Origin of the sequence: Clostridium sartagoforme (assembly GCF_039521405.1) — a bacterium.
In the GTDB taxonomy this organism is placed as follows: domain Bacteria; phylum Bacillota; class Clostridia; order Clostridiales; family Clostridiaceae; genus Clostridium; species Clostridium sartagoforme.
The window spans coordinates 1-25,778 of sequence record NZ_BAAACH010000027.1 but is presented as its reverse complement, the minus strand read 5'-3'; the positions used below and the strand labels follow the sequence as shown (position 1 = coordinate 25,778).

Genomic DNA, 25,778 nt, shown 5'->3' with positions numbered 1-25,778 from the left:
TTTTACTAATTATAGTATTTAAATTTACTTTCTTTTGCTCCTAAGATATTCTTCTTGTCCCTGCTTGTATAGATTATTCCCTTCAGTATCTATAATAACTATTAATGGCATATCCTTAATTTCCATTCTTCTTATTGCTTCTGCACCTAAATCCTCGTAAGCTATTATTTCTGATTTAGTTATACTCTTAGATATCAGAGCTGCCGCTCCACCAATAGCGCCAAAATATATAGCTTTATTTTTAATAATTGAATTAATCACCTCTTCATTTCTTGCTCCTTTTCCTATCATTGCTTTTAATCCTAAATCTAATAACTTAGGTGAATATGCATCCATTCTATAACTTGTTGTTGGTCCAGCTGATCCTATAACATTGCCTTCTTTAGCTGGAGTTGGTCCTACATAATAGATTGTCTCATCTTTAATGTTTATAGGTAATTCTAATTTAGCATCTAGTAAATCTATTAACCTCTTATGAGCTGCATCTCTAGCTGTATATATACTTCCAGTTAGCAAAACTCTATCTCCTGCCTTTAAATCTTTTATCTTCTCATATGTTAAAGGTGTATTAATTTTTTTATCCACAGAATCTATTCTTATAACTTCTTTTTCCACAGACTTATCCCCCTATAAAACCACTTCTTTGTGTCTTGTTACATGGCAGTTTATATTTACTGCAACTGGTAATCCTGCTATATGCGTTGGATATGTTTCTATGTTTACTCCTAATGCTGTTGTCTTTCCACCAAAGCCTTGTGGACCAATTCCTAGATTGTTTATTTCGTTTAATAACTCATCCTCTAACTTGCAATAGAATTCATCATTATTCCTAATATTTATAGGTCTTAGTAAAGCTTTCTTTGCTAAATACGCTGCTTTATCAAAAGTACCACCAATACCCACACCTATAACTATTGGAGGACACGGGTTTGGACCAGCTTCTTTTACTACCCTTATAACAAATTCCTTAACTCCTTGAAGTCCTTCTGAAGGTTTCAACATTTTTATTTGACTCATATTTTCTGATCCAAAGCCTTTAGGTGCAACGGTTATCTTTAGTTTATCTCCTTGAACTATATCGTAATATATAATGGCTGGAGTATTATCTTTAGTGTTAATTCTATTTATAGGATCATTCACAATAGATTTTCTTAAATATCCATCTTTATATCCTCTTCTAACACCTTCATTTACAGCATCTTCTAGACTTCCTCCAATTATGTGTATATCTTGTCCAATTTCAATAAAAACACATGTCATCCCTGTATCTTGGCAAATCGGCATTCTTTCATTTTTAGCTATCTCTGAATTTATTATTATTTTATCAAGTATATCTTTAGCTAAATCCCAAGTTTCTTCCTTTTCAGATCTTACTAGAGCATTTTTTATATCATTAGATAAATTGTAATTAGCTTCTATACATAATTCTCTAACTACGGATACAACCTCTTCAATGTGTATTTCTCTCATAAATATCCCCCTTATACTTTTATCTTCTTAAATAATATAAAATATCACTTTGCAAATATTAAATTATTTATATAATTTTATAAAATTCTAGAAATTTTAACTTATAATATAACTTTTTAACCTCCATTTATTTTTATTAAATTATTAAAATAATTTATAAATATTTTATCATATTTTTATATCTTATTTATTATATTTTACTAAATAGCTATAAGGAGAATATATTATGAATAAGAATTTAACTAATATTGCTACATATATTGTTTATCTTTTAATTGCAATACTTATATTATTTATAGCTTACTCTATATTAATTTCACTTGATTTAAACTTTAAAACAATTCCTAAAAACAGTTTTAAAGTCCAAATTAATCTACTCAATTTGTTTTAGTTGAAAATTCTAAGAATCAATTCACAGTTCATTGGTATAAAGGATTTAAAATAATAAGTAAGCCAAACCAGATAACTTAATTTTTTAAAACAAACTTAAGTTAATTTAAAATATAAATTGGTCTCTTATACCTAATACCTTTACAAAAGAACTGTGAATTGTTCATTAGAAGATCTTTCTTCGTAAAATACAACAATTTATTATACTTAAAGTAAATTTAATCATTATATTTTGATATATTTCCTCGGAAATCTTCTCTTTAATTCGTTGTTTTATTTATTTCTTCGAAATATTTCTCTATTCCCAAGGAAATTCCTTCAACAATTAAATTTTGATGTTCTTCTGTCTTTAATTTCTGTTCTTCTTCAGGATTAGATAAAAATCCACATTCTACTAGTATTGAAGCACCTTCATACTTATCTCTTAAAATTAAATATGAATCTCCAGCAGGTTTTGATACTCTCTTATTTTTATCTTTAACAGTTTCTTTTAATGATTCTTGTACAAAATCCGCTAATTTTTTACTTATATCATTAGATGAATGCCAAACTTGAGCTCCATAGCATTTAGCTTGAGGAAACATATTTTGATGAATCGATACAAAAACATCACATTTTGTTTCAATTTTAAGATCTCTTCTCCTTTTTAAATCATCTCTCTTCTTTTCTCTTATAGTAGACCCCTTCTGTTCTAATCCCTGATCTGATTCTCTTGTTAGATATACTTTATATCCCTTTTTTTCGAGAATATCTTTTAGTTTTAAACTAATTTGTAAATTTATGTCTTTTTCTATAACACCTGATTTAGATTTAGCTCCGCCATCAATTCCACCATGGCCTGGATCAATTAATATTATTTTTTGTGCTGCATCATCTGCCAAAGCCTTAATCGGAATAAAATAAACCATAGATATAAGAATAAATAATAATATACGTCTTAATTTTTTCATTTGTTAACCTCCATTATATTTATAAATTTATCAATAAAAGTATTATGCCCTATTTATTTAATTTCTTTCTAATAAAAAGAGGTCATATGTAAATTTTTATAATTTCCTAAAGAATAAAAAAATCTCTAGTTTAGGATTCAATATCCTGCACTAGAGATTTTATACTATTAGCTATTTTCTATTACACTTTCTGCTATATTTGTTGAATGATCGCCTATTCTTTCAAGGTTACTTAATAAATCTAAAAATATTGCACCTGCATATGCATTACAAGTTCCATCATAAAGCCTTTTTATATGAAGTTCTCTATATTTCTTTTGCAATCTATCAACTTCTTCTTCTATACTATTAATTTGCTTTGCTTTTTCTATATCCTTTTTAGCATAACTACTTATAGCTATATCTAAGGTTTCTACTACTTTATTATACATATTATTAATTTGCTCTATAGCCTTATCACTATATTCAAGTTTTCTCGAAATCTTTTGCGCTGTTAAATCTGCTATATTTTCAGCATGATCTCCTATTCTTTCTATATCATTTATTACATGAAAGGTAGCAGCAACAATACTAAGCTCCTTATCTGATAACTCGCATTTTGAAAGTTTAACTAAATAATTTGTTATAGCTTCATTTAATGTATTTATAATTTCTTCATTGTCATATACTTTATTTATTAATTTTTCATCATTTTTTTCAAATGCCTCTAATGCTAAAGCTAAGCCTTTCTTAGCTTTATTAGCCATTCTTAATGTTTCTTTTGCTACTTGCCCAGCTGCAATAACTGGAGTTTCTAGCAATCTATCATCTATGTATTTTACTCCAACTCTGTCCTCTTCATCATCTCCTGGTATAATCTTATTTACTACTTTTATTAAAACACCAGTTAGGGGCAGCATTATTACAGTATTAACTACATTAAATACTGTATGAGAATTTGCAATCTGTCTACTAACATCCCCTGGACTTATTTTAGATACTAAATCTCCTAAAATTCCACTGATTAATACAGGAATAAATAATATAGTTCCAACTAAGTTAAATATTAAATGAAGCATTGCTGCTTTATGTGCTGTTTTAGTTGTTCCTATAGATGCTAACATAGCTGTTATACATGTTCCTATATTGCATCCAAATATTATTGGTAATACGTCATATATATTTATGTTTCCTGCAAGTGCTAATGCTACTAATATTCCAGTAGTAGCTGATGAACTTTGAAGTATAGCTGTTATAACAGCTCCTGCCATTATTCCTAGGTACCATTTTCCCCCTACTACAGCTAATATGTTTGTAAATATAGTAGAATCTGTTAAAGGTTTCATTGAACTACTCATTTGACCCATACCAACAAATAAAATACCAAAACCTAAGACTATACTTCCTATATCCTTCTTTCTTTTTCCTTTAGCAAACATAACAACGAATGCCCCTATGAAAACAAACAATGGTGCAATATGATCTAATTTAAAAGCTACTAATTGAGCTGTAATTGTAGTACCAATATTAGCTCCCATTATTATTCCTGCTGCTTGAGCTAGATTCATTAATCCAGCATTTACAAACCCTACTACCATTACTGTTGTAGCACTACTACTTTGAATAACTGCTGTAACAATTGCTCCAACAACTACTGATATTACTGGATTTCTAGTTACCTTTTCTAATATAGATTTTAAACCATCTCCAGCTGCATTTTCAAGACCATCGCCCATTATCTTCATACCATAGATAAATAAGCCCAATCCACCAAGTAATTTTATAATAATCATTAAAGATTCCAAAATAATTCTCCTTTTCAGTATTATTCTTACGAACTTAGTTTACATTATTATTTAACATTTGTTAAGTAATTTAATATGTTTTTAACATAAATATAACTTTAATATACTTTAATATATATCTATATAGTCTATATTTCTTCTTATTTTATATTTATATTATATTAAATTTTATACTCTTTCTATTATAAATTGCTTATATTAATGTATTTCTATTTATTTATTATAGTTAGACGAAAATAAATCCCACAACCATACTGATTGTGGGATTTTTGAAGTTCCATATATTATCTCTTTGAGAATTGTGGAGCTCTTCTAGCCTTTTTAAGACCATATTTCTTTCTTTCTTTCATTCTTGGATCTCTAGTTACAAAACCTGCCTTCTTTAATTCTGGCTTTAAGTTTTCGTCAGCTTTTATTAAAGCTCTAGTTATTCCGTGTCTTATTGCTCCAGCTTGACCTGTGAATCCACCACCATGAACGTTAACTAAAACGTCAAATCTATCTTTAGTTCCAGTTAAAACTAATGGTTGATTAACTATCATTCTTAAAGTTTCTAAACCGAAATAGTTGTCTATTTCTCTATTATTTATAACTACTTTACCGTTTCCTGGTACAAGTCTAACTCTTGCTACTGATTTTTTTCTTCTTCCAGTTCCCATGTATTGAACTTTTGCCATTTTTTATTCCTCCTCCCGAGCACGTATTAGTACTTTAATTCAAGTACTTCTGGTTGTTGAGCATCATGTCCATGCTCAGTACCTCTATATACTTTTAATTTTTTAAGCATTTTTCTTCCTAAAACGCCATTTGGAAGCATTCTTCTTACTGCTTCTTCGAAAGCGAATTCAGGCTTCTTTTCTAACACTTCTCTATATGGAGTTTCTTTTAATCCACCTGGATATAGGCTGTGCTTTCTCATTAATTTTTGATCTAACTTCTTACCAGTTAAAACAACTTGTTCTGCATTGATTACGATAACGAAATCTCCACAGTCAACATTTGGTGTAAATGTTGGTTTATTTTTTCCTCTTAAAATTGAAGCAACTTGGCTAGCAACTCTTCCTAGTGGCTTTCCAGCAGCATCAACAACATACCATTTTCTTTCAACTTCTTGTGCCTTAGCAATGTATGATTTCATGTTTTTCCCTCCCTGAACTTACATTTGTGCTTTACTTATTAAGTACTGCTTTTATGTCAAGACCCGGGGCTAGTGGATCTTATATACATAAATTATTCTAACAAACATACATTATTATAATACACGCATACGGGTGTGTCAACAAGTTTTTAATTAATTATTTCTATTTATCATTAATTTTTAATAATAAACTTTTTCTAATACTAAACCTGTTGCGGGTACACATATTCCTGAATCTTTCCTATTTTTTTTATCTATTATAACTTGTATATTTGAAGGATCTATCTTTTTATTTCCTACCATAATTAATGTTCCAACTATTATTCTAACCATATTATATAAAAACCCATCACCAGTTATGTAAATTTTTATTATATCATCATGATTTTCTATATACAATTCTGAAATTGTCCTTATATTAGTTTTAACAGAACTCCCACTACTTTTAAATGCACTAAAATCATGGGTTCCTATAAAGTATTTACACGCCTCTTTCATAATCTCTGCATCTAACTTTTTTTTAACATGATATAAATAATCTTTGTGTACTGCTGGGGGTACTTCCCTATTTAGTATAGAGTATGAGTATGTTTTTCCCTTAGCACTGTATCTTGAATGAAACTCCAGTGGTACTTCCTCTGATTTTAAAATTACTATATCATCTGGTAATCTATAATTAAGTGCTTCTCTAAATTTATTCGAAGGTATATTACTATTAGTTTTAAAGTTTGCTACAAATCCTCTTGCATGAACTCCAGCATCAGTTCTTGAACTTCCTATTACTTCAATATTTTCATTGGTTAAAAGGCTTATAGCATCTTCTAATTGTTGTTGAATTGTGCTTCCTATTTTTTGTTTTTGCCATCCTAAATAATTTGTTCCATCATATTCTAAAGTTAGTTTGATATTTTTCATGTTAAAAATCACCTTTGCTTTTTATATAGCAAACCTTACTATTAAACTTCCTATAAATAAAATAGAAAATACACTAAATGCAATAATATCTCTTTTCGTAAATTTCAATTGCTTCATTCTTGTTCTACCATTTCCACCTCTATAAGCTCTAGCTTCCATAGCTAATGCAAGTTCATCAGCCCTTCTAAATGAACTTATAAATAGTGGCACTAATAATGGTATTAAACTTTTTGCTTTCTGAATTATTCCACCAGTTTCAAAATCTGCTCCTCTTGCTTTTTGTGCCATCATTATTTTGTCTGTTTCATCCATTAATGTTGGTATGAATCTTAAAGCTATAGTCATCATCATAGCAAGCTCATGAGCTGTTTCTTTTCCTATTGGCTTTAATAATCTTTCTATCCCATCTGTTAACTCAATTGGAGACGTTGTTAAGGTTAATGCTGATGTTCCCATTATTAAAAATATAAGCCTTAATGCCATAAATGCAGCTGTCTTTAATCCATCTTCATATACTTTTATAAACCCAAGCTCAAATACCATTGTATCTGTAGTACCTTTAATCATAAAAATATTTAAAATTGCTGTAAATATAATAAGAAAAAATACTGGTTTTAATCCTTTATATAAATATCTAGGTGGTAATTTTGAAACATAAATAGTTAAAACTAAAAATGAAACTATTAATATATAGCCAACAAACTTATCTACTATAAATAAAGATACAATAAATAGTATTGATATTAATATTTTAGTTCTAGGATCTAACTTATGAACAAAGGTTTCACCTGATATATACTGCCCTATAGTTATATCTTTTATCATATTTGTTCCCCCTAGTTTTTAACTTCCTTTAATATTTTTAATAATTCTTGTTTTCCTTGAGCAATAGTATAGATTTCATCTGATACACTAAACCCTTTGCTCTTTAATGCTCTCATAAGATATGTTACTTGTGGCACTGCTAAACCTATATTTTCTAAAGTCTCAATTTCTTTAAACACCTTATTAGGAGTACCTTCTAAAGCAATTTCTCCTTTATTCATAACCACTATTCTCTCCGCAAGTTTTCCTACATCCTCCATGCTATGGCTTACTAGTATAATTGTCATCTTATATTCATCATGTAAAATTTTAATTTGATTTAAAATATCATCTCTACCTTTTGGATCTAATCCTGCTGTCGGCTCATCTAATATAAGCACCTTAGGCTCCATAGCAATTACCCCTGCTATTGCTACCCTTCTCTTTTGTCCTCCGCTTAAATCAAATGGAGACTTATTTCTATAAACTTCATAATCTAGTCCTACCATTTTCATAGCTCTCTTTACTCTTCTTGTAATTTCCTCATCTGGTAAGCCTAAATTTCTTGGTCCAAACTCTATATCTTTTTCTATCGTTTCCTCAAATAATTGGTATTCTGGGTATTGAAATACCAATCCAACTTTTTTTCTTATATCAGTGAGCTTTACCCCTTGCTTTGTTATATCTTCTCCATCAACTATTATTTTTCCTGATGTAGGTTTAAGTAATCCATTCATATGCTGAATTAGTGTTGATTTTCCTGATCCTGTATGCCCTATAAGAGCAATAAATTCACCTTCATTAATTTCTAAATTAACATTATTTAAAGCCACTTTCTCAAAAGGCGACTTCGGCATATATATATGCACTAAATTTTCTATCTTAATTGACATAACGCATTCACCATCTCATCTACATTTAAAATATTTGTATCAATATTTATACCACTATTTTTTAATTCATAACATAATTCAGTAACTTGAGGAACATCTAATCCTATTTCCTTCATTTTTTTTACATTTGAAAATACTTCTCTTGGATTACCTTCTAGAATTATTTTTCCATCATCCATAACTATAACCCTATCTGCTTGTGCCGCTTCGTCCATATAATGAGTTATAAGGACTATAGTTATACCATATCTTTCATTTATATCTTTTATATTACTTAGTACTTCTTTTCTTCCAGAAGGATCTAGCATAGCCGTAGGTTCATCAAATATTATACATTCTGGTTTCATAGCCAAAATTCCTGCTATTGCTATTCTTTGTTTTTGTCCTCCTGAAAGCAAATGTGGTGCATGTCTTCTATATTCATACATACCAACTTTTTTTAAGCTTTCATCTACTCTTCTTTTTATTTCTTCTGGATCAACGCCTAGATTTTCTGGACCAAAAGCAACATCTTCTTCAACTATAGTTGCTACTAATTGATTATCTGGATTTTGAAATACCATTCCAGCCTTTGCTCTAATTCGCCATAGGTTTTCAGAATTAGAAGTATCTAAATTGTCTACTATAACAGTTCCTTCTGATGGAAGCAATAATGCATTCATATGTTTAGCTATAGTAGATTTTCCAGAACCATTATGCCCTAAAACAACTAAAAATTCACCCTTCTTAACTTCAAAAGTTACACCATTAACAGCATATCTTTCTTCTTCTCCTTCATGTGATCTATATTTAAAAGATACATTATTACATTTAATCATTGTTTCTTCCATATATAGCCCTCCTCTTATTACTTATCCTACAATCTTAAATATTGTATAAAAATTCATATGTGTATATACATTAACATAAGAATATTATAATATACATTTAGTTAATTACAATTATTTTAATAATAAATTTATAATTTCTTATACAATATTTAAATTTATAATGTAAAATGGGGATTAAGTCACTAACTTAATCCCCTCAATATTACACTAATTCAAGTATAACAACTTCTGCTGCGTCCCCTCTTCTTGGGCCCTTTTTGTACATTCTAGTGTATCCACCATTTCTTTCAGCGTACTTTGGAGCAACATTGTCAAATAGGTTTTGAACTACTTCTTCTTCATTCACAAAAGCTAAAACTTGTCTTCTAGCGTGAAGATCACCTCTTTTTGCTAAAGTAATCATCTTTTCAGCTAATTTTCTAGTTTCTTTTGCTCTTGTTTCAGTTGTTTCTATTTTACCATGCTTTAAAAAGCTTGTAACAAGGCTTCTTAGCATAGCTCTTCTTTGGTCAGTAGGACGACCTAATTTACGATAACCTGCCATGTGGATTTACCTCCTTACTCATCGTTTAGTCTTAATCCTAAGCCTAATTCCTTAAGCTTTCTTTCGACTTCCTCTAAAGATTTCTTTCCTAGATTTCTTACCTTCATCATATCATCCATTGACTTTCCAGCAAGCTCTTGAACTGTATTTATACCAGCTCTCTTTAAGCAGTTATATGATCTAACTGATAAATCCAACTCTTCTACAGTCATTTCTAGTACTTTCTCTTTTTTATCTTCTTCTTTTTCTATCATAATCTCTACATCATTAGTACTATCTCCTAATGACATAAATAGTTTGAAATGTTCTATAAGAATTTTTGCAGATAAGCTTATAGCTTCATCTATTTTTATAGTTCCATTAGTCCAGATTTCTAAAGTTAATTTATCGTAGTCTGTAATTTGACCAACTCTTGTATTTTCAACAGTAAAATTAACTCTCTTTACTGGTGTATAAATTGAATCTACAGCAATAGCTGATATTGGAAGATCTTCACTCTTATTTTTATTTTGAGTAACATATCCTCTTCCTCTATTAACTGTAATCTCCATATATAACTTACCATTATCATCTAATGTTGCAATATGAAGATCTTTGCTAACAACTTCAACATCTCCATCAGTTTTAATATCTGCACCTGTAACTTCTCCAGGTCCTTGAGCATCTATATATATCGTCTTTGGACCTTCACCATTCATAATTAATGCTAAAGATTTGATGTTTAATATAATTTCTGTAACATCTTCTTTAACACCTTGTACAGTTGAAAATTCATGTAGTACTCCATCTATCTTTACGGAAGTTGGAGCTGCACCTGGTAGTGATGATAATAATATTCTTCTTAGAGCATTTCCAAGCGTTATACCATATCCTCTTTCTAACGGTTCAACTACATATTTACCATAAGTACCATTTTCATTTGCTTCTATACATTCTATTATTGGCTTTTCTATTTCTAACATGCACAAACCCTCCTTATATTTTAAATGGCAACATTATTCTGAGGGCAACTGCTTATATATTTGTATTGTAAGAATAATCTTAACAATACAAATACTAAACTATTACTTGCTGTATAACTCAACGATAAGAGTTTCATTAACAGGAACGTCAATGTCTTCTCTTGATGGTTCAGCAACTATTTTACCTGAATAATTTTCAACATTTGCTTCTAACCATTTTGGTAATGTCTTTGGATTTTCAATAAATGTCTTGAATTTTTCAGTTCCTCTACTCTTTTCTGTAACTAAAATTTCATCGTTAACAGAAACTTTGTATGAAGGAATATCAACTTTCTTACCATTTACTAAGAAATGTCCATGAGTAACTAATTGTCTAGCTTCAGCTCTAGATGCACCATAACCTAATCTATAAACAACGTTATCTAATCTCATTTCTAATAACTTAAGTAAGTTTTCACCAGTGATACCTTTCATATGATCAGCCTTTTCATAATAAGTTCTGAATTGGCTTTCTAATACTCCGTATATTCTTCTAGCTTTTTGCTTTTCTCTTAATTGTACGCCGTAGTTAGATAATTTTTTCTTAGCTGCTCCATGTTGTCCTGGTGCATAACTTCTTCTAACAAAAGCACATTTATCTGTATAACATCTATCCCCTTTAAGGAATAACTTCATACCTTCTCTTCTACATAATCTACATGTAGCTCCAGTATATCTTGCCATTAATTACACCTCCTATATGAATACTAGACTCTTCTTCTCTTTGGTGGTCTACATCCGTTGTGTGGAATTGGAGTAACATCTTTAATTAAAGTTACTTCTAATCCCGCTGCTTGTAAAGATCTTATAGCTGCTTCTCTTCCAGCACCTGGTCCCTTTACATACACTTCTATACTTTTTAATCCGTGTTCCATAGCTGCTTTAGCTGCTGTTTCTGCTGCCATTTGAGCTGCGAATGGAGTACTCTTTCTTGATCCTCTGAAGCCTAAAGCTCCCGCACTTGACCATGATAAAGCATTTCCTACTGCATCAGTTAAAGTAACTATTGAGTTATTGAAAGTTGATTTGATGTGTGCAGCACCATGCTCAACGTTCTTTCTTTCTTTTCTTCTTCTAGTCTTTTTAACTTTTTGAGCCATCGAATTCCCTCCTCACTACTTCTTCTTATTTGCGATAGTTTTCTTTGGACCTTTTCTAGTTCTAGCATTAGTCTTAGTTTTTTGTCCTCTAACTGGAAGACCTTTTCTATGTCTAATTCCTCTATAACATCCAATTTCTACTAATCTTTTAATATTTAATGCAACTTCTCTTCTTAAGTCACCTTCAATTGTTAAAGTCTTTACGTATTCTCTGATTTTTGTTACTTCCTCTTCAGTAAGATCCTTAACTCTTGTATCAGGATTAACTCCTGTTTCTGCTAAAATCTTATGTGAAGTAGAAAGTCCTATACCATATATATATGTTAGACCTATTTCAACTCTTTTTTCTCTTGGTAGGTCTACTCCTGAAATTCTTGCCATTAAAACTTACACCTCCTGATATTGAAATGCATACAACTTTAATTATATGTGTGTATTTATATAATAAAATTATAGGTCAGTAGAGAATTACTCTACTGTCAGCCGCACCTAAAATTTATCTACTTAATTAAATGCCTATATAATCATATTTGACTTTAAGTTAAAAGTCAATAAATTTTACATAGTAAAATAATACTTTTTTGCCTATACTTTTATTGTATTAGCCTTGTTTTTGCTTGTGCTTAGGATTTTCACAGATAACCATTACTTTTCCTTTTCTTCTTATAATCTTGCACTTTTCGCAAATAGGCTTAACTGATGGTCTTACTTTCATCGCTAACCCTCCTTGTAATACTTCGTGGTAGTTTTTCCACTGTTATTTAGCTCTCCATGTAATTCTACCTCTTGTTAAATCATATGGAGAAAGTTCTATAGTAACCTTATCTCCTGGTAGAATTCTTATGAAGTTCATTCTTAATTTTCCTGATATATGTGCTAGAATCTTGTGACCACTCTCTAGTTCAACTTGGAACATAGCATTTGGTAGAGATTCTAGTACTGTACCTTGCATTTCTATTACATCATCTTTTGACATAAGGTAATCAACCCTCCTTAACAATGCCTTTAAGTTTTAGAATTTTTTTTATTTTTAAATCAGTACCTCTATCCTTTGATATGATAGATTCTTTAATCTCATCATCTACATCATCTAAAACATCTATATGCTTTAAACTCTTCTTTTTAGGCATCTGAACTGTTTTAGTGCTCCCATTACTAAGAATTACATAATTATCACTTAAATGCCCTATTACAACATATAAATGATTTTTATCTCTTCCTGTTTTTGAAAGAACCACCTTCCCAATTAAGTCATTGTTTTGCAAACTTTTCACCTCGATGATTACCTTAGCCATAAATCTACAAGCCACCTTTTGGTATCATGCGAATTTATAACTAAGCAACACTTATTTAATTAGTGTTAATATTTCGGGTCCATCTGGTAAAATTACAATAGTATTTTCGTAGTGTGCAGATAGACTTCCATCACTAGTTACTACAGTCCAGTCATTACTTAATGTTTTAACCCTATAATTACCTATGTTAACCATAGGTTCAATAGCTAAAGTCATTCCTTTAACCAATTTTGGTCCCTTACCAGACTTACCAAAGTTAGGAACCTCTGGATCTTCGTGTACAACTCTACCTATACCGTGTCCTACGAAATCTCTTACTACAGAGAAACCTGAAGCTTCTACGTAGCATTGTATTTCATGTGATATATCAGTAAGTCTATTACCAATCTTAGCATATTCTATGCCCTTAAAGAAACTTTCTTCAGTTACTTTAATTAATTTCTTAGCTTCTTCGCTTACATTTCCTACTGCAAGTGTTCTTGCTGCATCTCCATGAAAGCCATTAAGATAAGCCCCACAGTCTATACTAATTATATCTCCATCTTTTAATACATAACCTCCTGGGATCCCATGAACTACTTGCTCGTTAACAGATATACATAGTGAAGCCGGAAAACCATATAAGCCTTTAAATGATGGCTTTGCTCCATGCTTAGTTATAAATTCTTCTGCTATCCTGTCTATTTCAGCAGTAGTTATTCCTGGTCTTACTTTTTCCTCAACTAGTAGTAATGTTTCTGCTACTAATTTACCTGCTTCTCTCATTAGGTCAATTTCCTTGTTGTTTTTAATGATTATCATTATTCAACACTCCCTAATATATTACAGATACCTTCAAATACTTCGTTAATAGCTTTTGTTCCTTCTACAATTGAAAGTAAGTTTCTTTCTTTATAAAAATCAATCAGTGGTTGCGTTTGTCTCTCATACACATCAAGTCTTTCAGATACAGTTTCTTCTGTATCATCTTTTCTTTGGATTATATCACTTCCACAAACATCACATTTTCCTGCAACTGTTGGTGGATTAAATTTTATATGATAGCTAGCTCCACATGATGGACACACTCTTCTACCTGTCATTCTTTCTAATATAAATCCAGTAGGTACTTCAATTAGTAACGCTGTATCAAGATTTTCATTTCTTAATGAAAGAAATTCTTGAAGTGCTTCTGCTTGATTAACTGTCCTTGGAAACCCGTCTAATAAGTATCCATTCTTACAATCATCTTGTTGCAGCCTATCTTTTACCATATTAATAGTAACTTCATCTGGTACTAACTGTCCTTTATCGATGTGCTTCTTAGCTTCTATTCCTAACGGAGTGTTTTCAGAAATATTTTTTCTGAATATATCTCCTGTTGAAATATGTGGTATTGAGTATCTATTACTAATTGATTTTGCCTGTGTTCCCTTTCCTGCTCCAGGAGGACCTAATAATACTATCTTCACGGGCATCATCTCCATTATTAATCTATTTTAAGAATCCTTGATAATGTCTCATTACTAATTGTGAATCTAATTGTCTTGAAAAATCAAGCCCAACCCCAACCATAATTAATAATGATGTACCACCAAATTGAATTCCTTGTAACTGTGTATTTGAAATAACAATTGGTAATATTGCTAGTATTGCAGCAAATAATCCTCCAACTAGTGATACTTTAGTAAGTACCTTTTCAAAATACTTTTCAGTTGCATCTCCCGGTCTTATTCCTGGTACAAATCCTGCTGACTTATGAAGATTTTCTGCCATTTCATCAGGTTTAAATGTGATTTGTGTATAGAACCAAGTAAAGAATATAGTTAATATTGAATAAACAACTGGATACATCCAAGTTTTTTCATTAAATATACTATATTTATTGCTTGTTATCCATACTGCCCAATCATGACCTGGGAAAAATTCTGCAATGGTTCTAGGAAACATCATAACTGACATAGCAAATATTATTGCTATAACAGCTGATCCAATTATACTTAAAGGTATGTGAGTACTTTGCCCTCTCATAACTTTGTTTCCAACAGCTTTACCAGCATATTGAACTGGAATTCTTCTTTCTGCTAATGAGAAGAATATTACGATTCCTAATAATACAATTGCAAAAACTACAAATAGTAAAATTTCAATTATAGTAATTTTTCCTTGATCCTTTAATGTAAATAATGACATTAAAGTGATAGGTAACTGAGATACTATATTCACGAATATTAATATGGATATACCATTTCCAAAACCTTTAGCTGTGATTTGATCACCTAACCACATACAGAATGTTGAACCTGCAACTAGTGCTATTAATACAACTATTACAGAAGTAAACTGCATTCCAGCTGTTGCACCTTTTGCGGCAACCATACTATATGTTCCAAAAGCAAGAATAAATCCTATAAATATAGATAATATTCTCGTTATCTTTTGTATCTTCTTTCTTCCTTCTTCACCCTCTTTAGAAAGTTGTTCTAAAGATGGTATCGCTATAGTCAATAATTGAACTATAATCGAAGCGTTAATGTATGGCGTTACACTTAAAGCAAATATACTAAATTGTCTAAATGCTCCACCAGATAATAAATCGTAGAAACCAAATATAGTTCCGCTACTAGCTAAATCTTTTAGAACATCAGTGCTAATTCCAGGAACAGGAATATGCGTTCCTATCCTGAAAATTGCAATTAAACATATAGTCCATAAAAATCTCTTTTTTAATTCGGGAACCTTCCAGGCATTACGTAGGGTTGATAGCATACTAAATCACCTCAACTTTTCCTCCAGCTGCTTCTATCTTCTCAGCCGCTGATTTTGAGAACTTACATCCTTTAACAGTTAGGCTCTTCTCTAATGTCCCATTTCCTAAAATCTTAACTCCGTCTTTTACCTTACTTATTACTCTTCTTTCAAGTAAAACTTCTGGTGTTATTTCTGTTCCATTTTCAAATATATTTAATCTATCAACGTTAATACTAACATATTGTTTAGCAAATATATTTGTGAATCCTCTCTTAGGAAGTCTTCTGTATAATGGCATTTGACCGCCTTCAAATCCTGGTCTTACTCCGCCGCCTGATCTAGCATTTTGGCCTTTTTCACCTTTTCCGGCATTTCTACCTAAACCTGAACCAGTACCTCTACCAACTCTCTTTGGAGCTTTTTTACTTCCTTCTGCTGGTTTTAATTCATGAAGTTTCATTACTCAATGCACCTCCTCTTATTAAACTTCTTCTACTTTTAGTAGGTAGTCAACTTTGTTGATCATTCCTCTGATTTGAGGAGTTTCTTCATGTTCTACTGTCTTACCGATCTTCTTAAGTCCAAGGGCATGTGCAGTAGCAATATGGTCTTTTTTTCTTCCAATTAAACTCTTTACTAGAGTAACTTTAATCTTTGCCATTGCTTTTCCCTCCTAACCTAAAATTTCTTCTACAGTTTTGCCTCTTAATTTAGCTATATCTTCAGCTGTTCTTAAGTTTGCTAAACCGTTGATTGTAGCACTTACCATGTTTTTAGGATTGTTTGAACCTAATGACTTAGCTCTAACATCCTTTAATCCTGCTAATTCTAATACAGATCTTGCTGGACCTCCAGCGATAACTCCTGTACCTTCCTTAGCTGGCATTATAAGAACTTTTCCAGTTCCGAACTTTCCATATATTTGATGAGGAACAGTTGTTCCAACTATTGCAACACTTACTAAGTTTTTCTTAGCATCTTCTATTCCTTTTTTAATTGCTTCTGGGATTTCTATTGACTTACCCATTCCAACGCCTACGTGTCCGTTTTCGTCACCTACAACTACTAAAGCGCTGAATCTGAAGTTTCTACCACCCTTAACAACCTTAGTTACTCTGTTTATGTTAACAACCTTTTCCTTAAGGTCTAGTGTGCTAGGATCGATTCTCATGTATTTCCCTCCTTGTTTATTAGAATTTTAAGCCTGCTTCTCTAGCAGCTTCAGCTAAAGTTTGAACTCTTCCGTGATATACGTATCCACCTCTATCGAATACAACTTCTGAAATTCCCTTTTCTAAAGCTTTCTTAGCTATTAATTCACCAACCAACTTAGCTGCTTCTTTATTTCCGCCTACTTTAACATCTACTGCTTTATCTAAGCTTGAAGCTGCAACTAAAGTTACTGAATTAACATCATCTATAATTTGAGCATATATATTTTTTTCACTTCTATATACTGAAAGTCTTGGTCTTTCAGGAGTACCAGAAATTTTCTTACGTACTCTTAGGTGACGTCTTTCTCTACTAGCTTTTCTGTCTACCTTCTTGAACATAAAGGTTTCACTCCTTTCTATTATTTCTTACCAGTTTTACCTTCTTTACGTCTGATTACTTCGTTATCATACTTAATTCCCTTACCCTTATATGGTTCAGGCTTTCTCCATGATCTTATATCAGCCGCAGCTGCTCCAACCTTTTCCTTATCGATTCCCTTAACAACAACTTTTGTTGCAGCTGGAGTTTCGAAAGTTACACCTTCGATTGGTTCTATTTCAACTGGATGTGAATATCCTAAGTTCATTACAAGCTTCTTGCCTTGTAATTGAGCTCTATAACCAACACCTATTAATTCTAAGTTCTTTTCAAATCCTTTTTCAACTCCGATTATCATGTTGTTGATTAATGCTCTAGTTAAACCATGAAGAGCTCTGTGCTCTTTTTGATCGCTAGGTCTAGTTACAACAACTTGGTTGTTTTCAACTGCTATATTCATGTCTTTATTCATAGCTTTAACAAGTTCGCCCTTTGGACCCTTAACTGAAACAACATTTTCCGCTGTAACAGCTACAGTTACGCCTGCAGGTATAGCTATAGGTAATCTACCTACTCTTGACATAATCGCACCTCCTGTTTTACTTGTTCTGATATATGTTAATTTACTTACTTTCTACCTTGGATATTACCAAACGTAGCAAACTACTTCTCCGCCTAATCCAGCTTTTCTTGCTTCTCTATCAACTAATAAACCTGATGAAGTTGATATTATAGCGATACCTAGTCCGCTTAATACCTTTGGAATTTCGTCTTTCTTGCAGTAAACTCTTAGTCCTGGTTTAGATATTCTCTTTATACCAGTTATAACTCTTTCTTTATCTGCGCCATACTTAAGAGATATTCTTAACATTGGAACAACACCATCGTTATATTCCTCTAATTCTTTAATATATCCCTCTTGTAATAATATATTTGCAACAGCCTTCTTCATATTTGATGAAGGAACTTCTACTACTTCATGTCTTACAGCATTTGCATTTCTAATACGTGTTAGCAAATCTGCGATAGGATCTGTCATAACCATTTAATGTGCCTCCTTTCACTACATCAGTTTTTTACCAACTTGCTTTCTTACAACCAGGGATTTGACCCTTGTAAGCAAGTTCTCTAAAACATATACGGCAAATACCAAACTTCTTTAATACTGAATGTGGTCTTCCACATATTCTGCATCTTGTATAAGCTCTTGTTTTATATTTAGGTTCTTTTTTCCACTTTTCAATAATAGCTTTACGTGCCACGGTTTTCCCTCCTTATTATTGAGCAAATGGCATACCAAGGAATCTTAATAATTCTCTTGCTTCTTCGTCAGTGTTAGCTGATGTAACGAAGATGATATCCATTCCTCTAACCTTATCGATTTTATCGTATTCAATTTCTGGGAATATTAATTGCTCTTTTACTCCTAGTGAGTAGTTTCCTCTACCATCAAAGGCTTTGCTTGAAACTCCTCTGAAATCTCTAACTCTTGGAAGAGCAATAGCCATTAATTTATCAGCAAATTCATACATCTTTGCTTTTCTTAATGTAACCTTACATCCTAAAGCCATATTTTCTCTTATTTTAAAGTTAGCAACTGATTTCTTTGCTCTAGTTAAGATTGGCTTTTGACCTGCAATTATTGTTAAATCATTCATTGCAGCTTCTAATATTTTTTGATTGTCCTTAGCTTCTCCAACTCCCATGTTGATAACTATCTTTTCAAGCTTTGGAACTTCCATTATATTTTTATATCCGAACTTTTCAATCATAGCTGGAATTACTTCTTTTTGATACTTTTCTTGAAGTCTTGTTGTCATAATTAGTACCTCCTTTCAGATTCTAGAATGTTTCTCCACACTTCTTACAAACTCTAACCTTAGTACCGTCTTCTAAGATTTTATTGCTTACTCTTGTAGCATTTTTGCACTTTGTGCAGTATAACATAACTTTTGAGCTGTATATAGCTCCTTCTCTTTCTATGATTCCACCTTGAGCATTAGCTCTAGTTGGCTTTTGGTGCTTTTTAACTATATTAACTCCTTGAACAATAACTTTGCCTGTCTTAGGATATACTTTTAAAACTTCACCAGTTTTTCCTTTGTCTTTACCTGAAACAACTACAACTTTGTCGTTCTTTCTAACATGTACCTTCAAATGAGACACCTCCTCTATTATAGAACTTCAGGTGCTAATGATAAAATCTTGTTAAATTCGTTATCTCTTAGCTCCCTAGCAACTGGTCCGAAGATACGAGTTCCTCTTGGTTGCTTATCATCCTTTATAATAACAGCTGCATTTTCATCAAACTTTATATATGAACCATCAGCTCTTCTTAATCCTCTAACTGATCTAACTATAACAGCTTTTACAACGTCTCCTTTTTTAACAACTCCGCCTGGTGTTGCACTTTTAACGCTAGCAACTATTACATCTCCAATGTTACCGAACTTTCTTTTTGATCCGCCTAAAACTCTTATGCACATGATTTCTTTTGCACCTGAGTTATCTGCTACCTTTAATAAGGTTTGTTGTTGTATCATTGAATTACCCTCCTTTCAGTCTTAAAGCCTATTTAGCCTTTTCAACTATTTCAACAAGTCTCCATCTCTTATCCTTAGATAATGGTCTAGTTTCCATAATTAAAACTCTATCATTAATTTTAGCTTCATTGTTTTCATCATGAGCCTTAAACTTAGTTGTTCTATTAACAGTTTTTCCATATAGTGGATGTCTAACCTTAGTTTCAACAGCGACAACTATTGTCTTATCCATTTTATCTGAAACAACTCTACCTATTTTTTTCTTTCTTAATCCTCTTTCCATTAAGAGTTACCTCCTTTCAGATTTACTGCTCGAAAGCCCTGATCTCTTCTTCTCTTATGATGGTTTTGATTTGGGCTATAGATTTTTTTACTTCTCTTATTCTCATAGGATTTTCTAATTGACCTGTAGCTAATTGAAATCTTAAGTTGAATAATTCAGCCTTAAGGTCATTTAATTTAACCTTTAAATCTTGAGGATTATTTGCTCTTAATTCTTTTAATTCTCTAGCCTTCATTATTCTTCACCACCCATTTCCTCAAAATCTCTTCTTGTAACGAATTTACACTTTACAGGAAGCTTGTGTGATGCAAGTCTCATAGCTTCTCTTGCAACTTCTTCATTAACTCCTGATAACTCGAATAAAACTCTACCAGGTTTAACTACTGCTACCCAATATTCTGGTGAACCTTTACCTGAACCCATTCTTGTTTCAGCTGGTTTTTCAGTTACTGGCTTATCTGGGAAAATCTTTATCCAAAGTTTTCCTCCTCTTCTGATATATCTGTTTATAGCAATTCTGGCAGATTCTATTTGATTACTAGTTATCCAACCACAATTTGTAGCTTGAATACCAAAATCTCCATATGCAAGGAAATTACCTCTTGTAGCTTTTCCTTTCATTCTACCACGTTGTACCTTACGATGCTTAACTCTCTTAGGCATTAACATGACTAATTCCTCCTTTCTTACGCGTTAACTTCTTCCTTCTTTTCAACTTTTTTAGTTGGAAGAACTTCTCCATTATAAACCCAAACTTTTACACCGATCTTTCCGTAAGTTGTATCAGCTTCTGCAAATCCATAATCGATATCTGCTCTTAAAGTTTGTAGTGGAATTGTTCCTTCATGATATTGTTCAGTTCTTGCTATTTCAGCACCACCTAATCTACCTGAGCAAGCTGTCTTAACACCTTTAGCTCCAAGTCTCATAGCTCTTTGAATGCTTTGTTTCATAGCTCTTCTGAAAGATACTCTTTTTTCTAATTGTGCAGCAATATTTTCTGCCATTAATTGAGCATCAGCTTCAGCATTTTTAACTTCCACTATATTAATTAATAAATTTTTATTATTAACTAAGTTTGCTAATTTAGCTTTTAAAGCTTCTATTCCTGCTCCACCTTTTCCGATGATAACACCTGGTTTAGCAGTATATATATTTAACTTAACTCTCTTAGCAGCTCTTTCAATTTCAATCTTTGAAATACCAGCTGAGAAAAGTTCTTTCTTTACGAATTCTCTGATTTTGTTATCTTCTATTAGATTGTCTGCAAAATTCTTCTTTGAAGCATACCATTTAGCATCCCAATCTTTGATAACTCCTACTCTAAGTCCGTGAGGATGTACTTTTTGACCCACTTGATTTCCCTCCTTCTTTCTAAGCTCTTTCTTTAACTACAAGTGTAATGTTACTTGTTCTTTTGTTAATTCTAAATGCTTTTCCGTGATCCATTGGTCTAAATCTCTTTAGTGTTGGACCTGCACCAACGAATGCTTCTGCTACATATAATCTTTCTACGTCCATCTCATGATTATTTTCTGCATTAGCAACAGCTGATTTTAAAACTTTGTTTATTGCAACAGCTGCATCTTTTGGAGTATATTGTAAAATAGCGAAAGCCTCTTGAATATTTTTTCCTCTTATTAAATCAAGAACTACTCCTACTTTTGTTGGAGACATTCTAACATATTTAGCTATAGCTCTAGCTTCCATTTATGTTCCTCCTTTCCGGGATTACTTTCTTTTTCTTGCTGCTTTTTCGTCATAATCGTGTCCTCTGTAAGTTCTTGTTAAAGCGAACTCACCAAGCTTATGTCCTACCATGTCTTCACTTATGAAAACTGGAACATGCTTTCTTCCATCGTGAACAGCAATTGTATGACCGATCATTTGTGGGAATATTGTTGAACTTCTTGACCAAGTTTTAACAACCTTCTTATCTCCACTAACATTCATTTCCTCAATTTTCTTTAAAAGTCCTTCATGTACAAAAGGTCCTTTTTTTGTTGATCTACTCACTATAATTTGCCTCCCTTCATAATCTCTAGGCTGACAAGCCATGAAGAGAAATTTTTATTCTCTTCATGCTACTTATCGTTTCTTCTCTTTATTATGAATCTGTCAGAATACTTCTTATTCTTTCTTGTCTTGTATCCAAGTGCTGGTTTACCCCATGGAGTAACTGGACTCGGTCTACCAATTGGTGATCTACCTTCTCCACCACCGTGAGGGTGATCGCAAGGGTTCATTACAGAACCTCTAACTGTAGGTCTCCATCCCATATGTCTCTTTCTACCTGCTTTACCGATATTTATTATATCGTTAGTAGCATTTGATACAGTTCCGATTGTAGCTCTACATTCTATTCTTACATATCTCATTTCGCCTGAAGGTAATCTTAGCGTTGCATAATTTCCTTCTTTAGCCATTAATTGAGCTGTAGTACCAGCTGATCTTACCATTTGAGCACCTTTACCGATTTGTAATTCTACATTATGAACAAAAGTACCTACTGGTATGTTCTTTAATGGAAGAGCGTTTCCTGCTTTAATATCAGCATCTGGACCTGAAACTATAACATCTCCAACCTTTAATCCAACTGGAGCTATTATATATCTCTTATCACCATCAGCATATACAACTAATGCAATGTACGCTGTTCTATTTGGATCGTATTCTATTGTAGCAACCTTTGCTGGAACACCATCCTTATTTCTCTTGAAATCTATTATTCTATATTTTCTCTTAGCTCCACCACCGTGGTGTCTAACAGTTATTTTACCTTGAGCATTTCTACCACCAGTTTTGCTTAGTGAAACGACAAGTGATTTTTCTGGTGTACTTGTTGTAACTTCTTCAAAAGTAGCCATTGTCATTTCTCTTCTTGATGGGGTAGTTGGTCTAAACTTTTTAACTGCCATGTAAATTCCCTCCTTACTTTAAGCTTCTCTGGTATTTAAATACCAATAATACGCTTTATTCGCGTTATTGCATTCCTTCAAAGAATTCAATGTTCTTGCTGTCTTCTGTTAAAGTGATAACAGCTTTCTTGAAGTCTGCTCTCTTTCCTACATGTACGCCCATTCTCTTTGTTTTTCCCATAGTTCTTATTGTTTGAACTTTTTCAACCTTAACGCCGAAGATTTCTTCTACAGCCTTTTTAATTTGAACTTTGTTTGCATTAATTTGAACTATGAAAGTGTACTTTTTGTCTGCCATAGCAGTCATACTTTTTTCAGTGATAACAGGCTTTCTTATTATATCGTAGCTTGTCATTATGCGTACACCTCCTCGATTTTTGATACAGCATCCTTAGTTATGATTAATTTCTCAAACTTTAATAAATCATAAACATTGATGTTGTTAACTGGCATAATTTGTACGTCAGCAATATTTCTAGCTGATTTGTAAAGTACTTCATTAGCTTCTCCAGTTACTATTAAAGTTTTCTTAGCATCAAATGCTTTTAAAACCTCAACCATTTTCTTAGTCTTTGGAGCTTCGAATGCTAATGTTTCAAGTACTACCATTTGTCCGTCTTGAACTTTACTAGTTAAAGCAGACTTCATAGCTACTCTTCTCATGCTCTTTGGTACTGACATTCTATAATCTCTTGGCTTTGGTGCGAACACTATACCACCCTTGATCCATTGTGGTGCTCTAATAGAACCTTGTCTTGCTCTACCAGTTCCCTTTTGTCTCCAAGGCTTGATTCCGCCTCCTCTAACCTCAGCTCTTGTCTTAGCTGATTGAGTTCCTTGTCTCTTGTTTGCTAATAAAGCAACTACAACTTGATGCATAGCATCAGTGTTAACTTCAACTCCGAACACATTATCGTTTAATTGGATATCTCCAACTTGTTTTCCTTCTTGATTAAATAATCCTACTGTAGGCATCCTGTTTCCTCCTTTCTACAGAAATTAAGCTTTAACTGCATTTCTTATTACTACTGTACCTTTATTAGGTCCTGGGATACCACCCTTGATTAGTATTAAGTTCTTTTCAGCTATAATCTTAACTACTTCTAAGTTTAATACTGTTGTGTTAACAGCTCCCATATGCCCTGGCATATTCTTGTTTTTGAAAGTTCTTGATGGATCTGATGAAGCTCCCATAGAACCTACTGCTCTGTGGAATTTAGAACCGTGAGTCATTGGTCCTCTGTTAGCATTCCATCTCTTGATAACCCCTTGGAATCCCTTTCCTTTAGAAACTCCAGATACATCAACTTTTTCTCCAACTTCAAACAAATCAGCCTTTATTTCTTGACCAACTTCATAAGCTGAGCAGTCTTCTAATCTTAATTCTCTTAACTTTCTCTTTAATGAAACTCCCGCTTTAGCATAGTGACCTTTTTTTGGCTTGTTAACTAACTTTTCTCTAACATCTCCAAAACCTACTTGTATTGCTTCATAACCATCTTTTTCGATAGTTTTCTTTTGAACAACAACACATGGGCCAGCTTCTACTACTGTTACAGGAACAACTTTTCCATTTTCATCGAAAATTTGAGTCATCCCAATTTTCTTTCCTAATATAGCTTTTTTCATGTATTTACACCTCCTAAACGTATCAGCGGATTGTTTAACAATCTTAACCGTTCAAACTGTTTATTTAATAAGTATTAACTATAGCTTTATTTCGATATCAACACCTGCTGGTAAGTTTAATCTCATTAATGCATCAACTGTCTTTGGTGATGGATTAACTATATCGATTAATCTTTTGTGTGTTCTGATTTCGAATTGCTCTCTTGAATCTTTGTACTTGTGAACAGCTCTTAATATAGTAACAACATCTTTTTCAGTTGGTAGCGGAACTGGTCCTGCAACTTTAGCTCCTGTTGACTTTGCTGTTTCAACAATTTTTTCAGCTGATTGATCTAATATATTGTGATCAAAAGCCTTTAATCTGATTCTTATTTTTTGTTTTGACATCTTGGTTTCCCTCCTTTTCATGTACGCTTTACTTCTAACGCACAACAGCGGATGTTCTATAAACTGCTCCACGTGTTTCATACTTAATCACACAGTTTTACAAAACCCCTGTCGTTGGATTCTAGATCCTAACATACTCATCAAGAATTAACCCGGAAGTCCGGCAACCTCCTGACTCATCGCTGTTTGCTATACAACTTCTTTATTATACTATGTTTACATAGCCTTTTCAAGAGTTTTTTGGCCTTTTTTGATAAAATTTAAAGCATGTTTTATTATTATATCGAAAATATTATTTCCTTTGCTAATATATTTTATATTGCTTTTATTAAATTATCAACAACTTTTTTTTTGTAATATTTGCCTCATTATTATTATTAACTTATTATAATATATTAATCATTTACAATAAATAATTATTAAACAAAAAAACAGAGAGCAAAGGCGTCCCCTTACTCTCTTAATGTGATCACATTCAATTTATATTACTTAATTTATATTATTTTTATTACTATTCTATTATGCTAGTAACAACTCCAGAACCTACAGTTCTTCCACCTTCTCTGATAGCAAATCTTAATCCTTCATCCATTGCTACTTGAGTGATTAATTCAACGTTCATGTCAATGTGGTCTCCTGGC

At 32.2% G+C, this 25,778-nt stretch carries 44 protein-coding genes; 1 reads left to right on the top strand and 43 read right to left on the bottom strand.

Annotated elements, in window-relative coordinates:
* Positions 1-24 precede the first annotated feature (24 nt).
* Together ABDZ60_RS11665 and ABDZ60_RS11660 are read right to left on the bottom strand one after the other, a co-directional pair.
* Positions 25-585 (bottom strand): Fe-S-containing hydro-lyase, encoded by a 561-nt coding sequence (locus ABDZ60_RS11665; RefSeq protein WP_040436417.1) that lies wholly within the window; start codon positions 583-585, stop codon positions 25-27.
* Between the two features lie 42 nt (positions 586-627).
* A complete protein-coding gene (locus ABDZ60_RS11660) occupies positions 628-1,470 on the bottom strand; it encodes a fumarate hydratase (protein WP_016205867.1) in 843 nt (280 codons plus the stop codon).
* Between the two features lie 226 nt (positions 1,471-1,696).
* On the opposite strand from ABDZ60_RS11660, the gene ABDZ60_RS11655 reads away from it, so the two are divergent.
* Positions 1,697-1,861 carry a hypothetical protein gene (locus ABDZ60_RS11655; RefSeq protein ID WP_156174262.1) on the top strand — a complete coding sequence of 55 codons (165 nt, stop codon included), beginning with the start codon at positions 1,697-1,699 and terminating at the stop codon, positions 1,859-1,861.
* A 259-nt stretch (positions 1,862-2,120) separates the two neighbouring features.
* On the opposite strand, the gene cwlD is transcribed toward ABDZ60_RS11655, so the two are convergent.
* From cwlD to ABDZ60_RS11450, 41 genes are all read right to left on the bottom strand, one after another.
* Entirely contained in the window at positions 2,121-2,810 is a 690-nt protein-coding gene (cwlD, locus tag ABDZ60_RS11650; protein ID WP_016205868.1) for an N-acetylmuramoyl-L-alanine amidase CwlD, read from the bottom strand.
* A 167-nt stretch (positions 2,811-2,977) separates the two neighbouring features.
* Complete coding sequence (locus ABDZ60_RS11645; RefSeq protein WP_016205869.1) at positions 2,978-4,594, bottom strand: Na/Pi cotransporter family protein; 1,617 nt, start codon at positions 4,592-4,594, stop codon at positions 2,978-2,980.
* A gap of 284 nt (positions 4,595-4,878) precedes the next feature.
* Complete coding sequence (rpsI, locus tag ABDZ60_RS11640) at positions 4,879-5,271, bottom strand: 30S ribosomal protein S9 (RefSeq protein WP_016205870.1); 393 nt, start codon at positions 5,269-5,271, stop codon at positions 4,879-4,881.
* 26 nt (positions 5,272-5,297) lie between these two features.
* On the bottom strand, positions 5,298-5,732 hold the full coding sequence (rplM, locus tag ABDZ60_RS11635) for a 50S ribosomal protein L13 (protein WP_016205871.1): 435 nt from the start codon (positions 5,730-5,732) through the stop codon (positions 5,298-5,300).
* Positions 5,733-5,912: 180 nt separating this feature from the next.
* Positions 5,913-6,647: a tRNA pseudouridine(38-40) synthase TruA gene (truA, locus tag ABDZ60_RS11630; RefSeq protein ID WP_046999992.1), complete on the bottom strand. Its 735-nt coding sequence runs from the start codon at positions 6,645-6,647 to the stop codon at positions 5,913-5,915.
* Positions 6,648-6,668: 21 nt separating this feature from the next.
* Positions 6,669-7,472 (bottom strand): energy-coupling factor transporter transmembrane component T family protein, encoded by an 804-nt coding sequence (locus ABDZ60_RS11625; RefSeq protein WP_343778278.1) that lies wholly within the window; start codon positions 7,470-7,472, stop codon positions 6,669-6,671.
* An 11-nt stretch (positions 7,473-7,483) separates the two neighbouring features.
* On the bottom strand, positions 7,484-8,344 hold the full coding sequence (locus ABDZ60_RS11620) for an energy-coupling factor transporter ATPase (RefSeq protein WP_343778276.1): 861 nt from the start codon (positions 8,342-8,344) through the stop codon (positions 7,484-7,486).
* On the bottom strand, positions 8,329-9,174 hold the full coding sequence (locus tag ABDZ60_RS11615; RefSeq protein WP_016205874.1) for an energy-coupling factor transporter ATPase: 846 nt from the start codon (positions 9,172-9,174) through the stop codon (positions 8,329-8,331). Before ABDZ60_RS11615 ends, ABDZ60_RS11620 begins: the two co-directional genes overlap by 16 nt.
* Positions 9,175-9,376: 202 nt before the next feature.
* Positions 9,377-9,718 carry a 50S ribosomal protein L17 gene (rplQ, locus tag ABDZ60_RS11610; RefSeq protein ID WP_016205875.1) on the bottom strand — a complete coding sequence of 114 codons (342 nt, stop codon included), beginning with the start codon at positions 9,716-9,718 and terminating at the stop codon, positions 9,377-9,379.
* 14 nt (positions 9,719-9,732) lie between these two features.
* Positions 9,733-10,680, bottom strand: a complete 948-nt coding sequence (locus tag ABDZ60_RS11605; RefSeq protein WP_046999990.1) for a DNA-directed RNA polymerase subunit alpha — start codon at positions 10,678-10,680, stop codon at positions 9,733-9,735.
* A 102-nt stretch (positions 10,681-10,782) separates the two neighbouring features.
* Positions 10,783-11,403, bottom strand: a complete 621-nt coding sequence (gene rpsD, locus ABDZ60_RS11600) for a 30S ribosomal protein S4 (RefSeq protein ID WP_016205876.1) — start codon at positions 11,401-11,403, stop codon at positions 10,783-10,785.
* Between the two features lie 23 nt (positions 11,404-11,426).
* Positions 11,427-11,819 carry a 30S ribosomal protein S11 gene (rpsK, locus tag ABDZ60_RS11595; protein WP_016205877.1) on the bottom strand — a complete coding sequence of 131 codons (393 nt, stop codon included), beginning with the start codon at positions 11,817-11,819 and terminating at the stop codon, positions 11,427-11,429.
* A gap of 15 nt (positions 11,820-11,834) precedes the next feature.
* The gene (gene rpsM, locus ABDZ60_RS11590; protein WP_016205878.1) at positions 11,835-12,200 is read right to left on the bottom strand and encodes a 30S ribosomal protein S13; all 366 of its coding nucleotides are present in this window, start codon (positions 12,198-12,200) and stop codon (positions 11,835-11,837) included.
* A gap of 220 nt (positions 12,201-12,420) precedes the next feature.
* Positions 12,421-12,534 (bottom strand): 50S ribosomal protein L36, encoded by a 114-nt coding sequence (rpmJ, locus tag ABDZ60_RS11585; protein ID WP_016205879.1) that lies wholly within the window; start codon positions 12,532-12,534, stop codon positions 12,421-12,423.
* 42 nt (positions 12,535-12,576) lie between these two features.
* Positions 12,577-12,795, bottom strand: coding sequence for a translation initiation factor IF-1 (gene infA / locus ABDZ60_RS11580; protein ID WP_008681165.1), 219 nt, complete (start codon positions 12,793-12,795; stop codon positions 12,577-12,579).
* 7 nt (positions 12,796-12,802) lie between these two features.
* Positions 12,803-13,114, bottom strand: coding sequence for a KOW domain-containing RNA-binding protein (locus tag ABDZ60_RS11575; protein WP_343778271.1), 312 nt, complete (start codon positions 13,112-13,114; stop codon positions 12,803-12,805).
* A 51-nt stretch (positions 13,115-13,165) separates the two neighbouring features.
* Positions 13,166-13,915, bottom strand: a complete 750-nt coding sequence (map, locus tag ABDZ60_RS11570; RefSeq protein ID WP_016205881.1) for a type I methionyl aminopeptidase — start codon at positions 13,913-13,915, stop codon at positions 13,166-13,168.
* Positions 13,915-14,565, bottom strand: a complete 651-nt coding sequence (locus ABDZ60_RS11565) for an adenylate kinase (protein ID WP_016205882.1) — start codon at positions 14,563-14,565, stop codon at positions 13,915-13,917. The genes map and ABDZ60_RS11565 overlap by 1 nt, the downstream gene beginning before the upstream one ends.
* A 22-nt stretch (positions 14,566-14,587) precedes the next feature.
* The gene (gene secY / locus ABDZ60_RS11560; RefSeq protein WP_016205883.1) at positions 14,588-15,862 is read right to left on the bottom strand and encodes a preprotein translocase subunit SecY; all 1,275 of its coding nucleotides are present in this window, start codon (positions 15,860-15,862) and stop codon (positions 14,588-14,590) included.
* Position 15,863: 1 nt separating this feature from the next.
* Entirely contained in the window at positions 15,864-16,304 is a 441-nt protein-coding gene (rplO, locus tag ABDZ60_RS11555; RefSeq protein WP_016205884.1) for a 50S ribosomal protein L15, read from the bottom strand.
* A 21-nt stretch (positions 16,305-16,325) separates the two neighbouring features.
* Positions 16,326-16,505 (bottom strand): 50S ribosomal protein L30, encoded by a 180-nt coding sequence (gene rpmD, locus ABDZ60_RS11550; protein WP_008681171.1) that lies wholly within the window; start codon positions 16,503-16,505, stop codon positions 16,326-16,328.
* 12 nt (positions 16,506-16,517) lie between these two features.
* On the bottom strand, positions 16,518-17,015 hold the full coding sequence (rpsE, locus tag ABDZ60_RS11545; RefSeq protein WP_016205885.1) for a 30S ribosomal protein S5: 498 nt from the start codon (positions 17,013-17,015) through the stop codon (positions 16,518-16,520).
* 19 nt (positions 17,016-17,034) lie between these two features.
* Positions 17,035-17,397: a 50S ribosomal protein L18 gene (gene rplR, locus ABDZ60_RS11540; protein WP_016205886.1), complete on the bottom strand. Its 363-nt coding sequence runs from the start codon at positions 17,395-17,397 to the stop codon at positions 17,035-17,037.
* A 20-nt stretch (positions 17,398-17,417) separates the two neighbouring features.
* Positions 17,418-17,960 (bottom strand): 50S ribosomal protein L6, encoded by a 543-nt coding sequence (rplF, locus tag ABDZ60_RS11535; RefSeq protein WP_016205887.1) that lies wholly within the window; start codon positions 17,958-17,960, stop codon positions 17,418-17,420.
* A 63-nt stretch (positions 17,961-18,023) separates the two neighbouring features.
* Entirely contained in the window at positions 18,024-18,422 is a 399-nt protein-coding gene (rpsH, locus tag ABDZ60_RS11530; protein WP_016205888.1) for a 30S ribosomal protein S8, read from the bottom strand.
* Between the two features lie 31 nt (positions 18,423-18,453).
* Positions 18,454-18,639 carry a type Z 30S ribosomal protein S14 gene (locus ABDZ60_RS11525; RefSeq protein WP_008681179.1) on the bottom strand — a complete coding sequence of 62 codons (186 nt, stop codon included), beginning with the start codon at positions 18,637-18,639 and terminating at the stop codon, positions 18,454-18,456.
* Between the two features lie 15 nt (positions 18,640-18,654).
* Positions 18,655-19,197, bottom strand: a complete 543-nt coding sequence (gene rplE / locus ABDZ60_RS11520; protein ID WP_016205889.1) for a 50S ribosomal protein L5 — start codon at positions 19,195-19,197, stop codon at positions 18,655-18,657.
* A 22-nt stretch (positions 19,198-19,219) separates the two neighbouring features.
* On the bottom strand, positions 19,220-19,534 hold the full coding sequence (gene rplX / locus ABDZ60_RS11515; RefSeq protein WP_016205890.1) for a 50S ribosomal protein L24: 315 nt from the start codon (positions 19,532-19,534) through the stop codon (positions 19,220-19,222).
* Between the two features lie 17 nt (positions 19,535-19,551).
* The gene (gene rplN / locus ABDZ60_RS11510) at positions 19,552-19,920 is read right to left on the bottom strand and encodes a 50S ribosomal protein L14 (RefSeq protein ID WP_008681183.1); all 369 of its coding nucleotides are present in this window, start codon (positions 19,918-19,920) and stop codon (positions 19,552-19,554) included.
* Positions 19,921-19,948: 28 nt separating this feature from the next.
* Positions 19,949-20,203 (bottom strand): 30S ribosomal protein S17, encoded by a 255-nt coding sequence (gene rpsQ, locus ABDZ60_RS11505; protein ID WP_016205891.1) that lies wholly within the window; start codon positions 20,201-20,203, stop codon positions 19,949-19,951.
* A gap of 22 nt (positions 20,204-20,225) precedes the next feature.
* A complete protein-coding gene (gene rpmC / locus ABDZ60_RS11500) occupies positions 20,226-20,438 on the bottom strand; it encodes a 50S ribosomal protein L29 (protein ID WP_008681185.1) in 213 nt (70 codons plus the stop codon).
* Positions 20,438-20,872: a 50S ribosomal protein L16 gene (rplP, locus tag ABDZ60_RS11495; protein WP_016205892.1), complete on the bottom strand. Its 435-nt coding sequence runs from the start codon at positions 20,870-20,872 to the stop codon at positions 20,438-20,440. Before rplP ends, rpmC begins: the two co-directional genes overlap by 1 nt.
* Before the next feature lie 17 nt (positions 20,873-20,889).
* Positions 20,890-21,558 carry a 30S ribosomal protein S3 gene (gene rpsC, locus ABDZ60_RS11490; RefSeq protein WP_016205893.1) on the bottom strand — a complete coding sequence of 223 codons (669 nt, stop codon included), beginning with the start codon at positions 21,556-21,558 and terminating at the stop codon, positions 20,890-20,892.
* Between the two features lie 19 nt (positions 21,559-21,577).
* On the bottom strand, positions 21,578-21,913 hold the full coding sequence (gene rplV / locus ABDZ60_RS11485; protein WP_016205894.1) for a 50S ribosomal protein L22: 336 nt from the start codon (positions 21,911-21,913) through the stop codon (positions 21,578-21,580).
* A gap of 21 nt (positions 21,914-21,934) precedes the next feature.
* Positions 21,935-22,219: a 30S ribosomal protein S19 gene (gene rpsS, locus ABDZ60_RS11480; protein ID WP_016205895.1), complete on the bottom strand. Its 285-nt coding sequence runs from the start codon at positions 22,217-22,219 to the stop codon at positions 21,935-21,937.
* A gap of 68 nt (positions 22,220-22,287) precedes the next feature.
* Positions 22,288-23,121, bottom strand: coding sequence for a 50S ribosomal protein L2 (gene rplB / locus ABDZ60_RS11475; protein WP_016205896.1), 834 nt, complete (start codon positions 23,119-23,121; stop codon positions 22,288-22,290).
* Positions 23,122-23,185: 64 nt separating this feature from the next.
* Positions 23,186-23,476 carry a 50S ribosomal protein L23 gene (gene rplW, locus ABDZ60_RS11470; RefSeq protein ID WP_016205897.1) on the bottom strand — a complete coding sequence of 97 codons (291 nt, stop codon included), beginning with the start codon at positions 23,474-23,476 and terminating at the stop codon, positions 23,186-23,188.
* Positions 23,476-24,096 (bottom strand): 50S ribosomal protein L4, encoded by a 621-nt coding sequence (gene rplD, locus ABDZ60_RS11465; RefSeq protein ID WP_016205898.1) that lies wholly within the window; start codon positions 24,094-24,096, stop codon positions 23,476-23,478. The genes rplW and rplD overlap by 1 nt, the downstream gene beginning before the upstream one ends.
* 24 nt (positions 24,097-24,120) lie before the next feature.
* Complete coding sequence (gene rplC / locus ABDZ60_RS11460) at positions 24,121-24,750, bottom strand: 50S ribosomal protein L3 (protein WP_016205899.1); 630 nt, start codon at positions 24,748-24,750, stop codon at positions 24,121-24,123.
* Positions 24,751-24,828: 78 nt separating this feature from the next.
* Entirely contained in the window at positions 24,829-25,137 is a 309-nt protein-coding gene (gene rpsJ / locus ABDZ60_RS11455) for a 30S ribosomal protein S10 (protein ID WP_008681195.1), read from the bottom strand.
* Positions 25,138-25,648: 511 nt separating this feature from the next.
* On the bottom strand, positions 25,649-25,778 hold a 130-nt coding region (locus ABDZ60_RS11450), incomplete at its 5' end, for an EF-Tu C-terminal domain-related protein (RefSeq protein WP_486187734.1).